This is a genomic window from Phenylobacterium sp., assembly GCF_046590535.1.
GTDB lineage: Bacteria > Pseudomonadota > Alphaproteobacteria > Caulobacterales > Caulobacteraceae > Phenylobacterium.
The window spans coordinates 1-11,989 of the sequence record NZ_JBKJTG010000205.1 but is presented as its reverse complement, the minus strand read 5'-3'; the positions used below and the strand labels follow the sequence as shown (position 1 = coordinate 11,989).

The 11,989-nt window shown below is 69.9% G+C and carries 14 protein-coding genes; 7 read left to right on the top strand and 7 right to left on the bottom strand.

Annotation, left to right across the window (positions count from 1 at the left end; translation table 11 throughout):
• Positions 1–284 (top strand): VOC family protein (locus tag ACLL81_RS12190; RefSeq protein WP_411288615.1); only part of this gene is annotated, 284 nt, incomplete at its 5' end.
• A gap of 76 nt (positions 285–360) precedes the next feature.
• On the opposite strand, the gene ACLL81_RS12185 is transcribed toward ACLL81_RS12190, so the two are convergent.
• The 3 genes from ACLL81_RS12185 to ACLL81_RS12175 form a co-directional block, all read right to left on the bottom strand.
• Positions 361–603 carry a hypothetical protein gene (locus ACLL81_RS12185; RefSeq protein WP_411288614.1) on the bottom strand — a complete coding sequence of 81 codons (243 nt, stop codon included), beginning with the start codon at positions 601–603 and terminating at the stop codon, positions 361–363.
• Positions 604–686: 83 nt separating this feature from the next.
• Positions 687–1,535 carry an N-acyl homoserine lactonase family protein gene (locus ACLL81_RS12180; RefSeq protein WP_411288613.1) on the bottom strand — a complete coding sequence of 283 codons (849 nt, stop codon included), beginning with the start codon at positions 1,533–1,535 and terminating at the stop codon, positions 687–689.
• 78 nt (positions 1,536–1,613) lie between these two features.
• Positions 1,614–3,938 (bottom strand): PAS-domain containing protein, encoded by a 2,325-nt coding sequence (locus ACLL81_RS12175; RefSeq protein WP_411288612.1) that lies wholly within the window; start codon positions 3,936–3,938, stop codon positions 1,614–1,616.
• Between the two features lie 102 nt (positions 3,939–4,040).
• Between ACLL81_RS12175 and ACLL81_RS12170 the strand changes: the two genes are divergently transcribed.
• Entirely contained in the window at positions 4,041–4,613 is a 573-nt protein-coding gene (locus ACLL81_RS12170) for a hypothetical protein (RefSeq protein ID WP_411288611.1), read from the top strand.
• Positions 4,606–5,001, top strand: coding sequence for a metallopeptidase family protein (locus ACLL81_RS12165; RefSeq protein WP_411288610.1), 396 nt, complete (start codon positions 4,606–4,608; stop codon positions 4,999–5,001). The genes ACLL81_RS12170 and ACLL81_RS12165 overlap by 8 nt, the downstream gene beginning before the upstream one ends.
• Positions 5,002–5,060: 59 nt before the next feature.
• Here the strand turns inward: ACLL81_RS12165 and ACLL81_RS12160 are convergent, their stop codons facing one another.
• Positions 5,061–5,447 carry a DUF302 domain-containing protein gene (locus ACLL81_RS12160; protein ID WP_411288609.1) on the bottom strand — a complete coding sequence of 129 codons (387 nt, stop codon included), beginning with the start codon at positions 5,445–5,447 and terminating at the stop codon, positions 5,061–5,063.
• Positions 5,448–5,491: 44 nt separating this feature from the next.
• Positions 5,492–6,352 carry an MBL fold metallo-hydrolase gene (locus tag ACLL81_RS12155; RefSeq protein ID WP_411288608.1) on the bottom strand — a complete coding sequence of 287 codons (861 nt, stop codon included), beginning with the start codon at positions 6,350–6,352 and terminating at the stop codon, positions 5,492–5,494.
• Between the two features lie 71 nt (positions 6,353–6,423).
• Here ACLL81_RS12155 and ACLL81_RS12150 point away from each other — a divergent pair, with 71 nt between their 5' ends.
• The 4 genes from ACLL81_RS12150 (at position 6,424) to ACLL81_RS12135 (ending at position 9,582) form a co-directional block, all read left to right on the top strand.
• Positions 6,424–6,756, top strand: coding sequence for an ArsR/SmtB family transcription factor (locus ACLL81_RS12150; RefSeq protein WP_411288607.1), 333 nt, complete (start codon positions 6,424–6,426; stop codon positions 6,754–6,756).
• A complete protein-coding gene (locus tag ACLL81_RS12145) occupies positions 6,753–7,286 on the top strand; it encodes a rhodanese family protein (RefSeq protein WP_411288606.1) in 534 nt (177 codons plus the stop codon). The genes ACLL81_RS12150 and ACLL81_RS12145 overlap by 4 nt, the downstream gene beginning before the upstream one ends.
• 12 nt (positions 7,287–7,298) lie before the next feature.
• Positions 7,299–8,072: a sulfite exporter TauE/SafE family protein gene (locus tag ACLL81_RS12140; RefSeq protein WP_411288616.1), complete on the top strand. Its 774-nt coding sequence runs from the start codon at positions 7,299–7,301 to the stop codon at positions 8,070–8,072.
• Between the two features lie 382 nt (positions 8,073–8,454).
• Positions 8,455–9,582, top strand: a complete 1,128-nt coding sequence (locus tag ACLL81_RS12135) for a ferritin-like domain-containing protein (RefSeq protein ID WP_411288605.1) — start codon at positions 8,455–8,457, stop codon at positions 9,580–9,582.
• A 48-nt stretch (positions 9,583–9,630) separates the two neighbouring features.
• Here the strand turns inward: ACLL81_RS12135 and ACLL81_RS12130 are convergent, their stop codons facing one another.
• Positions 9,631–10,584 (bottom strand): isopenicillin N synthase family dioxygenase, encoded by a 954-nt coding sequence (locus ACLL81_RS12130; RefSeq protein WP_411288604.1) that lies wholly within the window; start codon positions 10,582–10,584, stop codon positions 9,631–9,633.
• 11 nt (positions 10,585–10,595) lie between these two features.
• Positions 10,596–11,989, bottom strand: a 1,394-nt coding sequence (locus ACLL81_RS12125) for a cation:proton antiporter (protein ID WP_411288603.1), incomplete at its 5' end; no start/stop codon positions are given.

Genomic DNA, 11,989 nt, shown 5'->3' with positions numbered 1-11,989 from the left:
CGGTGGACCGCCACCGGGCGTTCTGGCGCACGCCGGGCGGGGTGTTCTCGGTCTCCGTGCCGATCGACGGGCAGCCGGCTACCGTGGGCAATGGGGGGACCATCGGCTTTGCCTGCGCCTCGCCGGAACAGGCCGACGCCTGGCATGCGGCGGGCGTCGCCAACGGCGGGACCTCCTGCGAGGAGCCTCCGGGGGTGCGCGACGGCGGGATGGGGAAGCTGTACCTGGCCTATCTGCGCGATCCGGACGGCAACAAGCTGTGCGGCCTGCACCGGATGGGCTGAGGGCCCTGGCCCTCCGCGTCATGAGGAGGGAGTGCGCCACCCCTCGGCCGTGAGGCCTCAGGGTGGCGCGCAAGCCTTACTTGGACGGGCTGGTGTCGGGCGTGTTGGCGGTGGTGGCGCCGCCGTCGGCGTTGCCGGCGTTCTGCTCGATGGCGTCGGCCTTGGCGTTCAGGGCGGTTTCCGCGGCTTCGGTCGGCGCGACGGCCGCCTGGGCTTCCAGGGCGTCGGCCTTCACTTCGGCGTTCTTGTCGGCGGCGCTTTCGCAGGCCGCGAGGCTGAGGGCCGCACAGGCGGCGACAATGGCGGTCATGAGACGCATGGGTAGTTCTCCTTGGTTTGATCGACCCCGTAGTGAAGCTTGAGCGCGCGGCGCCGTCAAAGGTTGCCTGCCGGGCGTCGGTTTTAGCGTAGCGCCTGGGGGAACCGCGGCAGGGCGGCGAAATCCTCCGGCACGTGCTGGCGGACCACCGTGGCGCCGGTTTCGCGGGCCAGGGCCTCCACCTTGTCCATGGTGCGCAGGGTCTCGGCGCGGTCGACGTTGAAGCGCGGCACCCGGCGCGCGGCGCGGCTCTCGGCGATGTGCCAGAGATCGCCGGTCAGCAGCACGGGGGCGGCCCTGGCCGGGCGGACCAGCAGGACGGTGTGCCCCGGCGTGTGGCCGGGCGCCGGGATCACCATCACCGAGCCGTCGCCGAACACGTCGTGGGCGGCGTCGCCCTCGATCAGCACGGTCCTGGCGGTTTCCAGGGCTGAGTAGGCGGCGAACTGCTGGGCATTGGTCCGCGCCTCGGGCCGGAAGGCGTAGGCCCGCTCCTTGGCGTCGACGATCCAGGTGGAGCCGGCGAACAGGCCCGCGTTGCCGATGTGGTCGAAGTGGCTGTGCGAGATGGAGACATATTCGATGTCGGCGGGCGCCAAGCCGAGCTGGGCCAGCTGGTCGGTGAGCTTGCGGGCCACGGTGAGCCCGCCGGGGGCGGCGCCGCCCGGGAGGTCGGCAATGGATTGCGGCACGCCGGTGTCCCAGACCAGGTCGCCCCGGGGGTGGCGCACCAGGTAGCAGGGCACCACCAGGGTCTTGGCGACCTTCTTGTAGGCTCCGTCGTCGGCGAAGGCGTCGGCGTCGGCCAGGGTGATCCTGCCGCAGTCCATGGCGTAGAGGGCCACCGCCGGCGGGCTGACGGTGGCGCAGGCGGCGAGCCCGCCGGCGGCGGCGACAGCGGCCAGGGCCTGGGTCAGGGTGCGAAGGTTCATCGGTTGGGCCCCGGCGTGATTGGAGGCCCAGCCTGCGGCAAAGCCTGGCCAGAGTCACGCCTCAGCGGGTCAGGCGGCTCAGCGGGTCAGGCCGAGCTCCGGCTGGGCGGCGCTGGCCTGGGCCTCCTCGGGAAGGTGGCAGGTGAAGGTGGCGCCGGCGCCCGGCTCGCTCTCCAGGGCCACCCAGCCGCCGTGCAGCTCGGTGAGCGCCTTGACCAGGGCCAGGCCCAGGCCCGGGCCGCCGCGCTCGCGGCCGATGAAGCGGTCGAAGATGTGCGCCTGGACGTGGAAGGCGATGCCGCGGCCGGTGTCGGACACCTGCAGCTGGATTTCGCCCAGCGCCTTGCGGGCGGCCAGCGTCACCGTGCCGTCGGCGGGGGTCTGGCCCAGCGCGTTCTCCACCAGGTGGTCGAGGATCTGGCCCAGCCGCCTGGCGTCGCCGCGGATCAGGCCGATGTCGTCGGGGCGTTCCACCACCAGGGAGATTCTCGCCGCCTCCGCGGCCGGCTGCCAGCGGCTGGTGACGGCCAGCAGCACGTCGGCGACGTTGACGTCCGCCAGGTCCAGCGCCATCTCGTCGGCGTCGATCTGGGCCATGTCGAGCACGTCGTCGATGGAGCGGGCGAGCTGGGTGGCCGCGGACTTGACGGCGGCGGCGTGGCTGCGGCCGCGCTCCGACAGGGCCTCGCCCGAGCGCTCGAGAAGCTCCGAATAGCCGATGATGGTGGTGAGCGGGGTGCGCAGCTCATAGGAGACGTTGCCGACGAAGTCGCGCTTCAGGCGCTGGGCCTCGGTGAGGGCGGCCTCGCGGGCGGCGAGCGCGCTTTCCAGGCGCCTGGCGTCGGTGACGTCGGTGAAGGCGGCGAGCGTGGCGCCGTCCGGCAGGGGCCGCGACTGGTAGGCCACGATCCGCGAGTCCGAGGTCTTCACCTCGCCGGTCATCGGCGAGCGGGCGCCGGGATCGGGGTCGGCGACGCGGCCCTTCAGCTCGCGCCAGAAGCCCATGTCGTGCAGCTTGGGGATGCACAGCTCGACCACGCCCTCGAAGTCGCCCGCCGCCTGGAGTTGCTGCGGGGTGATCTTCCAGAAGGTCTCGAAGGCTTCGTTGTGCAGGCGAAGGCGGCCATCGGAGCCGAACACCGCCACGGCGTCGGAGAGCTTGTCGAGGGTCGCCTGCTGGACCTGGATCAGGCCGTTGTACTGGGCCTTCAGCTTCAGCTCGCCGGTGATGTCGGAGAACAGCAGCAGGAGGCCGCCCATCGGGTGCGGCTGGCGCACGACCCTGAGCGTGCGGCCGTCGGGCAGGCTCCACAGGTCGTCAGGCGCGGCGTCGAGGTGTTCGTAGCGGTTGAGCTCGGCGGCCTTCCACTTGGCGTAGTCGGCGCTCTCCGGCAGGCGGCGGCGCTGGCGCAGGCGGTCAAGCACCTCGGCGTGGGTCGGCCGCTCGCCCAGCCAGGCCGGCTCCAGGCTCCACAGCTCGGCGAAGGCGGTGTTGTGGAACATCAGCCGCTTGCCCTCGCCGAAGATGGCCACCGCGTCGGCGATGTGGTTGAGCGTCTCGTCATGGCCCTCGACGTTGCGCTTGAGGATTTCGCGCATCTCCTCCAGCTCGGTGACGTCTTCGGTCCACACCCCGACGCCGCCGCCATCGAGAGGCTGGGCGGTGATCTGGAAAGCCCGCCTGCGACCCCCCAGGCTCAACCAGCGCAGGGCCTCGCGTTGGTGACCCAGGTTGGCGGCCTCGCTGGCCAGGGCGTCGGCGGCCTTGTCGAAAGCGGCGCCCCGCAGAGCCGCCTCATCCAGGCTGGCGGCGTCCACGGCCTTCAGCCAGGCGGAATTGACCCAGATCGGCGAGCCGTCCGCCGCGGCGATCCAGGCCGGGCAGGGGCGGGCGTCGAGAAAGGCGGCGAAGCGCGGCGCGGTGGGCAGGCCGGCGTCCTCGCCGATCACCGCGGATACCCGCAGCCAGGCCAGCGCGCCGGCCGCGCGGCCCTCCACCGTCACCACGCCCGCGGGGCCCCGAACTTCGAACGCGCAGGCCTCGCCCCGCTCAAACAGCGCCCGCAGCCTGCGGGCATGGTCCGGATCGGCGCGCATCAGGGCGTTGACCAGGGCCTGGGGCTCAGCTCCGGCCAGGCCAAGGGCGTCGGCGCAGACGGCCAGGCTCTCCTCCCCGGAGGCCAGCATGGCGTGGCCGTCCTCCACGGCCAGCAGGGCGGAATCGAAAGCCTCCGCGGAGGCCTGGGCGGCTTCGGCGCGCGCCTCCACGGCGGCCAGGCGCGCGGCCAGGGCGTCGATCCGGGCCTGGCCCCGGCGGCGCTGGGCCAGCGCCCAGAGCACGGCGCAGATGGCCAGCGACACCGCGCCCGCCGCCGCCGCAAGGATCAGGTCATTGGCGCTCATCCGGGCCCCGGCGAATCATATCCGCCACCTTACGGCCAGCGGACCCCCGCCGCACGCCGCGACGTCCTGGCGCCGCGTTTTGCCGGCAGAGCCTTTTGCCGCATGATCAGGAACATGACCGCCATCCTCTATCCAGTGGCCGCGAACGCGGACGAGGCGCTGGCGCGCCCGTCCGGCCGCGCCGCCCGGCAACGCGACGCCGCCACCGCGGCGGGGGAGCCGGTGGTGTTCACCACCGATCCGCTGGGTGCGGCCTACGCCACCCGCGAGGCCGCCCTGGACGCCTATGCCGGGTGCCTCGACGACCACCGCAGCGCGGCGGGGCCGGCGGTGGAGGACCGCTATTGCGCGCTCATCGAACAGACGACGGGCGCCGCGGCCGCGCCGGTTCAGCCGACCTACGAGGACGGCCGCCGCTGGCCGCGACCGGCGGCGCAACCGGCCACCACCTGGCGGCTGCAGGTCTCCTACTGGCGGATCGCGACGCCTGCGCGGCCGATCGCGGCGCCGCAGGCCCGGCACGCCCGCCGCTCGCGCCAGACCCTGGACCCGGCGATCCTGCACGCCATTTCGCGCCAGCCCCTGCGGCCGGTGGAGCCCCAGCAGCCCCTGGACATCGGCCTCTTCGAGATCCGCCTGCCGGAGAACCCGAACATCATCGTGCCCGATGAGTGAGGTCGGCAAGGCGCCCTCCCTCGACGACCTGGCGGCCCTGGCCGAACAGGCCTTCGCGGCCCTGCCGGAGGAATTTCGGCGGATGACCGGCCAGGTGATCTTCCGGGTGGACGATTTCCCGGCCCAGGACGTGCTGGACGAACTGGGCATCGCCGACGCCTTCGAGCTCACCGGGCTCTACCAGGGGGTGGACCTGGCCCACCGCTCGGTGTTCGACCCGTCGCCGCAGCCCTCCATGGTGTTCCTCTACCGCCGCCCGATCCTGGATGAATGGGCCGAGCGCGGGGAGGTGACGCTGGAGGAACTGGTGGCCCACGTCCTGGTGCACGAAATCGGCCACCACTTCGGCCTCTCTGACGCCGATATCGAGGCCATTGAGGCGGCTTAACGGGTTGTTCGCCCGAGGAGCGGCTGAAGCCTGACGGCATGCCAGTGGCGCGGCCTGACTTAGAGGCGGTCGATCACGGCGCGCAGCCTGTCGCCGACCGCCTGGGCCTTTTCAGTCAGCCCGGGGTTGCCGATCGCCTGCATGGACGCGACGGGATCGATCGCAGCAACCTCGGTCCGTCCGCCACCCGCATCCTGCACGACGACGTTGCAGGGCAGCATCGTGCCGACCTTGTCCTCCAGCTGCAGTGCTTCGTAGGCCAGGGCGGGATTGCAGGCGCCCAGGATCAGATAGGGGCGGAACTCGACCCCGAGCTTGGTCTTCAGGGTCTGACGGACGTCGATCTCGGTGATCACACCGAAGCCTTCCTGCGACAACGCTTCGCGGGTCTTGGCCACCGCTGCCTCGAAGGGCAGATCCAGTGTCTTGGCGAAGTAATAGTTCATGGAGGGCTCCTTGGGGGCGATGGACTGGCAGCGTCAGCAACGCATCAGACCATGGTGACTGGCAGCTTGAGGAAGACGCGGCCGGTCTTGGTGGGTGCGGGCAACTCCCCGCCACGGATGTTCACCTGCAGGGCGGGCAGGATCAGTGTCGGCGGAGGAAGCGTGGCGTCGCGGGCTTGCCGCATGCTGACGAACCCAGCCTCGGTGACTCCCTGGTGGACATGGACGTTGTCCGAGCGCTGCTCGGCGACCGTGGTCTCCCACCGGAACTCGGTCCGGCCGGGGGGAAGGTAGTCGTGGCCGACGAAGATCCGCGTCGTGGGCGGCAGGGCGAGAATCTTCTGGATGGACCGATAAAGCTCGGCCGCATCGCCCCCAGGGAAGTCCGCGCGCGCGGTGCCATAGTCGGGCATGAACAGGGTGTCGCCCACGAAGGCGGCGTCTGCGATCAGATAGGTGACGCAGGCCGGGGTATGACCGGGCGTGTGCATGTTGCGGATGCTGAGTTCGCCCAGCGGGAGCGTATCGCCCTCGGCCAGCAGCCGGTCGAAAGCCCCTCCGTCGGGCGACAGGTCCTCGGCCTCGAACAGAGGTATGAACACCTTCTGCACGCGGGTGATCTCGGCCCCGATGACGATGGCGGCTCCGGTCTGTCGGCGGATGTAGCCAGCGGCCGACAGGTGGTCGGCATGGGCATGGGTCTCAAGGACATAGGCGAGCTGCAAGCCCTGCGCGCGCACGGCCTCGAGCACGATGTCAGCCGAAGCGGTGGAAAGCCTTGCCGCCGTCGGCTCGTAGTCGAGCACCGGGTCGATGATCGCTGCTGTCTTGGTCGCGGGATCGACCACGAGATAGGTGGCGGTCGAGGTGGCCTTGTCGAAGAAGGTCTGCACGGCGGGCGTCATGGCGGGGCCTCCTGGCTTCTGTCCTCATATAAGAGATTGCTAAATTAGGATCAATGAATATATAGCACGCCATGCTTGATCTTGCGAACTTCGACATCACCCGGTTCGAGGCCAGCGCGGCGGAAGCGGCGAAGCTCTTGCGCGCCCTGGGCAACGAGCGGCGGCTGATGATCCTGTGCCAGTTGACAGACGGCGAGCGGACGGTGGGAGACCTGCTCCCGCAGGTCGGTCTCTCCCAGTCCGCGCTATCCCAGCACCTCGCGGTGCTGAGAGAGGAAGGCATCGTGGCCACCCGCCGCGAAAGCCAGAGCATCTGGTACCGGATCTCAGACCCCGCCGCGATCAAGGTGGTGGCGACGCTTGCGGAGATCTTCTGCCCTCCAGACATCAAGAAGGCCACATGACCGCACCCCTCAAAGCCCTCAAGCCGACCCAAGTGGCTGACCTGATCAAGGCTGACCGCGCCGTGCTGGTGGATATCCGCGAGCCGGACGAGTTCGCCCGGCGCCACGTGAAGGGCGCCGTATCGCGACCTCTCGCCACCCTGGACCCTAAGTCCCTCGGAGCCGGGCCCGGGAAGCAGATGGTTTTCGCCTGCCGCTCGGGCATGCGGACGCAGGCCAACGCAGGACGCCTGGCGGCATGCGTGGACGGCCAAGCCTTCGTTCTCGAAGGCGGCCTCGACGGCTGGGCAGCCGCCGGATTCCCCATGCAAGAGAACCCGAAGGCCCCCCTGGAGGTCATGCGCCAGGTGCAGATCGCCGCCGGCGTCCTCGTGCTGAGCGGCGTGGCGCTGGGATTCAGCGTGCATCCCGCGTTCTTCGGGCTCAGCGCGTTCGTGGGCGCGGGCCTCGCCCTGGCCGGCGTCACGGGCTTCTGCGGCATGGCCCGAGTTCTCGCGTTGCTGCCCTGGAACCGTCCGGCCCCGGCCTGAGCGGTGGACCCGCTGTCGCTCAGCCTGGTGTTGGCGACGGTTAGCGGCGCCGTCATCGGCGTCCTGCTCACCGTCTTCGGCGGTGGCGGCTCCGTGCTGGCCACACCGCTCCTGTTGTACGTCGTTGGCGTGCGCGATCCGCATGTGGCGATCGGCACCTCGGCTGCCGCCGTCGCGGTGAACGCCGCGATCGGGCTCGCGGGGCAGGCGCGGGCTGGCGCCGTCAAGTGGCCCTGCGCTCTGGTGTTCGGCGCAGCCGGGCTGGCGGGCGCTCTCGTGGGCGCGCATCTCGCCAAGCAGATCGACGGCGGGCGGCTCGTGCTCTGGTTCGCCGTGGCGATGGCCTTGGTGGGCGTCTCGATGCTCCTGCCTCGCAAGGGACAGGGCGACCCTGCCGTTCACCTGAACGCCGCGATGACCGTCAAGCTCGCGCCCCTGGGCCTGCTCACCGGCCTGGCCGCCGGCTTCTTCGGCATCGGCGGCGGCTTTCTGATCGTGCCCGGTCTGATAGCTGCGACCGGCATGACGCTGGCGCATGCGGCGGCCTCCTCGCTGGTCTCGGTGGTGGTGTTCGGCGCGGCGACGAGCGCCAGCTACGCCGCCTCGGGGCTTGTGGACTGGCCGGTGTTCGCGGCCCTCGTCGCGGGCGGCGGTCTCGGCGCCCTGGCCGGACTGCCCGCGGCGCGCGCGCTCGCGCGGCGCGCGGACACGGCCCGGCGCATCTTCGCCCTCATGGTGCTGGCCACGGCGGCCTACGTCGCCTGGCGGGCCCTGAGCGGCGTCTGAACACGAACCCCGAGCGGCAACAACCTTCGGAGACTTGAGAATGAAACTGACTCAACTGTTGATCTGCGCAGCCCTCAGCCTCGGCTCGCGCCGTAGCCCCTAACGTGGGAGACCCGCCGCCGGTCGGGATCATGGCGACCGGCAGGCCGAGCTCTGCAAGCTGGAAGATCGACCCGAGGAGAGGCGCCGCGGTGGAGCGTTCCGGCCGCTGAGGTCGGAGCGGAAACCCGCTACGTCAGCTTCGCAGGCGCCCTGCCCGCTGCGCTTCGGTCCGCGGGAGGAATGAAAGTGACGCCACCGTCACCTTCCTTGACTGATCACCGTTCAGGTGTTTCTCTGGAGGCTCGGGCGGTGGACGCCTGCCGCTTGAGGAGCGAGACCCATGGCCGCCGACGGCAACATCACCAAGGACATCATCTACGACGCCGTGGCGCCGGACGATTTCGAGTCCATGCTGGAGCTGGATCGCTACGGCGCGCGCTCGACGGCCTTCGACAAGATCATCTCGGCGACCCACGACCACTTCTGGGATCCGCTGGACAAGAAATACATCGACTTCGACGAGCCCTTCGACATGGAGAACGAGATGCTCCTGCCGGAGGAGATGATCGTTTCCCTGTCCACCGACTACGTCTCCAACCACCTCAGCGACTGGAAGACCCGCGTCCGGTTCGTGAACCAGTCGACGCTGCGCACCTTCTCCTCGATCCTGCACGGAGAGCAGGGCGCGCTGAACCTGTCGGCCTCGCTCTGTCACGTGCTGAAGGACCAGGGCGCGCAGGAATACGCCGCCAACCAGACCCGCGAAGAGGCCCGCCACGTCACCGCCTTCGCCAAGTACATCAAGGCGCGTTGGGGTCGACCCGTCGAATGCGGCCCGACCCTGAAGAACCTGCTGGTCGAGATCATCGACGCGCCGGAGGTCTACAAGAAAATCATCGGCATGCAGATGCTGGTCGAGGGCCTGGCCATGGGCGCCTTCGCCACCTTCTTCAACAATATCCGCGACCCGCTCGGCAAGAAGCTGATGCAGCTGGTGATGACCGACGAGGCCTTCCACCACAAGTTCGGCAAGATCTGGGCCGACCGGACCATTCCGCACCTGTCGGAATCCGAGCACGAGATCATCGAACTGTGGGCCGCCCACTGCTTCCAGACGCTGCTGTTCAACCTGGTGGCGCCCACCCAGCAGCGCGACCTCTATGAGGAATTTGGCCTCGATCCCGACCGGGTGATCGCCGAGATGGCGCTGATGATCACCGACGAGACCCGCCGCGAGAACATGAAGGAGCAGTCCAACATCTTCCGCGTCCTGGTGAAGACCCTCCTGAACGCCGGCATCATCACCGACCGCACCAAGGCCTTCTACGCCACCTACGTTGACATCGACGAGCTGAAGTCCGAGGGCGACCGCATGGTCGGCGACGACATCGCCGAGGAGGGGATCAAGTACCTCCAGGAGATCAACTTCAAGGACCGCGCCCGGCAGATCCTGATCGCCGCGGAGTAGGCTAACCTCCTCTCCCCCCGCTACTTACGTGTCGGGGGACAGGAGGCGTCAGGCCAGCTTGATCTCGCGCAGGCGTTCCTGGAGGAAGTCGTCGGCGGTGATCGACCGCGGGTAGCGGTCCGGGTGGGCGGCGTCCACGCAGTTGGGCAGGGTGACGATCTCGTAGTCCGAATTGAAGTGCAGGAAGAACGGCGTGGAGTAGCGCGGCACGCCGCGGCGCTCCGGCGCGGGGTTGACCACCCGGTGGGTGGTGGACGGCAGGCGGTGGTTGGTCAGCCGTTGCAGCATGTCGCCGATATTGCAGACCAGGGAGCCCGGCGGCGGGTTGATCGGCAGCCAGCGGCCGTCGTGGTCCTTGACCTCCAGCCCCGCCTCCTCGGCGCCGAGCAGCAGGGTGATCACATTGATGTCCTCGTGCGCGGCGGCGCGGATCTCCGGGCCGTCGAAGGGGACCGGCGGATAGTGCAGCAGGCGCAGCACAGAGTTGCCGAAGTCCACGGTGGGCAAGAAGAACCCGCGGTCCAGCCCCAGGTAGACGGCGATCGCCTCCAGCACCTTCAGCCCCATGGCGTCCAGGGCGGCGTAGAGCCAGCCCACCGTCTCGTGGAACTGGGCCACCTCGGCGTCCGGCCAGACGTTGTCGGCCATGTGACTACGATAGGGGTGAGCGGGAGGCAGGTCGCGGCCCACGTGCCAGAATTCCTTCAGGTCGTGGTGGGTTTCGCCCTTGGCGGTCTCAATGCCGAAGGGGGTGTAGCCGCGGGCCCCGGACACCGGCAGCTTGTACTTGCGCTTCACCGCCTCGGGCAGGGCGAAGAACGCCTTGGTGGCCGCCAGGGCCGCGTCGATGCGCGGCTGGGGGACGCCGTGATCGGAGATCACCGCGAAGCCGTAGCGGGCGAAGGATCCCCCCAGGGTCTGTGAGAAGCGGTCGAAGTCGGCGTCGAACCCGGTGAACGACAGGGCCTCGATGGCGGGTGCGGGGGCGTGGGCTTGGCTCATGACAAAATCTCCTACACCCGCTCGTCCTGCCCCTCCAGCCGCGGGGACATCCCGGAGCGGAAGGGCTCGCGCTCGCCGCGCTCGTCTTCCTCGTCCAGCCGGGCCATCTCGGCGCGCAGCAGGCGCTCCATGGTCTGGCGGGAGTCCCGGCTGGCCATGACATAGGCGGCGTCCTGGCCAGCCAGGGGGGCCAGCCGCAGGAAGAGCTCGCGGTCGTGCTCGCGGAACAGGGTGGCGGCGCGCAGGGCGCGGCGTTCGTGAACCCCCAGCCTGATCAGGGCCTTACGGCCAAAGGTCAGCGCGCTCTCGAAGGTCTCGCGTTCGACCTCATCGCCGCCGGCCTTCATCAGCTCATAGGCGTGCCTGCGGTCGTAGGCGCGGGCCAGGATGGTGAGGTTAGGAAAGGCCTGGTGGGCGGCGGCCACCAGCTCAACGGCCTTGTCGCGGTCGTCGATGGCCACCAGCAGCAGGCGGGCCTTCTCGGCGCCGGCGGTGCGCAGCAGGTCCAGGCGGCTGGCGTCGCCATAGTGGACGGGCCAGCCGAAGCGGCGGATCAGGTCGATCTGCTCGATGCTGGAGTCCAGCAGCACCACCTTGAAGTCGTTGGCGATCAACAGGCGGGTGGCGATCTGGCCGAAGCGGCCGAAGCCGGCGACGATGGCGTCCGGGGCGCCTTCGTCGAAGGCCATGCCCTCGGGCTCGGCCCGGGGCCGGGCGCGGTTGAGCACCCATCGCTCATAGAGCGCCATGGCCAGCGGGGTCAGCGCCATGGAGACCGCGACCACGGCGGTGAGCAGCTTGGCGGTGTCGGCGTCCATCACCCGCGCGCCCAGGGCGAAGGTCAGCAGGACGAAGGCGAACTCGCCGCCCTGGGCCAGGGCGACCGCCGTGGTGGCGGCGTCGCGGCCGGGTTTGCGGAAGGCGCGGGCGACGGCGTACATAGCCACCGCCTTCAGCCCCATCAGGCCGACCACCAGGCCGATCAGGGTGAGGGGCTGGGCGGCCACCACGCCAAAGTCGAGGCCGGCGCCGACGGTGATGAAGAACAGGCCCAGCAGCAGGCCGCGGAACGGCTCGATGTCGGTCTCCAGCTCGCGCCGGAACTCGCTCTCGGCCAGCACCACCCCGGCCAGGAAGGCGCCCAGGGCCGGCGACAGACCGACCAGCTCCATGAGGGCCGCCACCGCCACCACCAGCAGCAGCGCCGAGGCGGTGAATATCTCGCGCAGGCGGGCCGCGGCGATGAAACGGAACATCGGGCGGGTCAGATAGCGCCCACCGATCACCACGCCGGCCACAGCGGCGAAGCTGGCCAGCACTCGCGCCCAGGCCGGCAAATCCGCCAGCACCCCCTCATGACCACTGGCGACCCCGGCGGGACCCACGGCCAGAAGCGGCAGCAGGG

Coding starts and splice junctions, on each gene's coding strand:
- ACLL81_RS12130 (WP_411288604.1), bottom strand. CDS start 10,584: ATGAGCCAAGCCCACGCCCCCGCACCCGCCATCGAGGCCCTGTCGTTC.
- ACLL81_RS12150 (WP_411288607.1), top strand. CDS start 6,424: ATGCTTGATCTTGCGAACTTCGACATCACCCGGTTCGAGGCCAGCGCG.
- ACLL81_RS12155 (WP_411288608.1), bottom strand. CDS start 6,352: ATGACGCCCGCCGTGCAGACCTTCTTCGACAAGGCCACCTCGACCGCC.
- ACLL81_RS12165 (WP_411288610.1), top strand. CDS start 4,606: ATGAGTGAGGTCGGCAAGGCGCCCTCCCTCGACGACCTGGCGGCCCTG.
- ACLL81_RS12160 (WP_411288609.1), bottom strand. CDS start 5,447: ATGAACTATTACTTCGCCAAGACACTGGATCTGCCCTTCGAGGCAGCG.
- ACLL81_RS12175 (WP_411288612.1), bottom strand. CDS start 3,938: ATGAGCGCCAATGACCTGATCCTTGCGGCGGCGGCGGGCGCGGTGTCG.
- ACLL81_RS12145 (WP_411288606.1), top strand. CDS start 6,753: ATGACCGCACCCCTCAAAGCCCTCAAGCCGACCCAAGTGGCTGACCTG.
- ACLL81_RS12170 (WP_411288611.1), top strand. CDS start 4,041: ATGATCAGGAACATGACCGCCATCCTCTATCCAGTGGCCGCGAACGCG.
- ACLL81_RS12185 (WP_411288614.1), bottom strand. CDS start 603: ATGCGTCTCATGACCGCCATTGTCGCCGCCTGTGCGGCCCTCAGCCTC.
- ACLL81_RS12180 (WP_411288613.1), bottom strand. CDS start 1,535: ATGAACCTTCGCACCCTGACCCAGGCCCTGGCCGCTGTCGCCGCCGCC.
- ACLL81_RS12135 (WP_411288605.1), top strand. CDS start 8,455: ATGGCCGCCGACGGCAACATCACCAAGGACATCATCTACGACGCCGTG.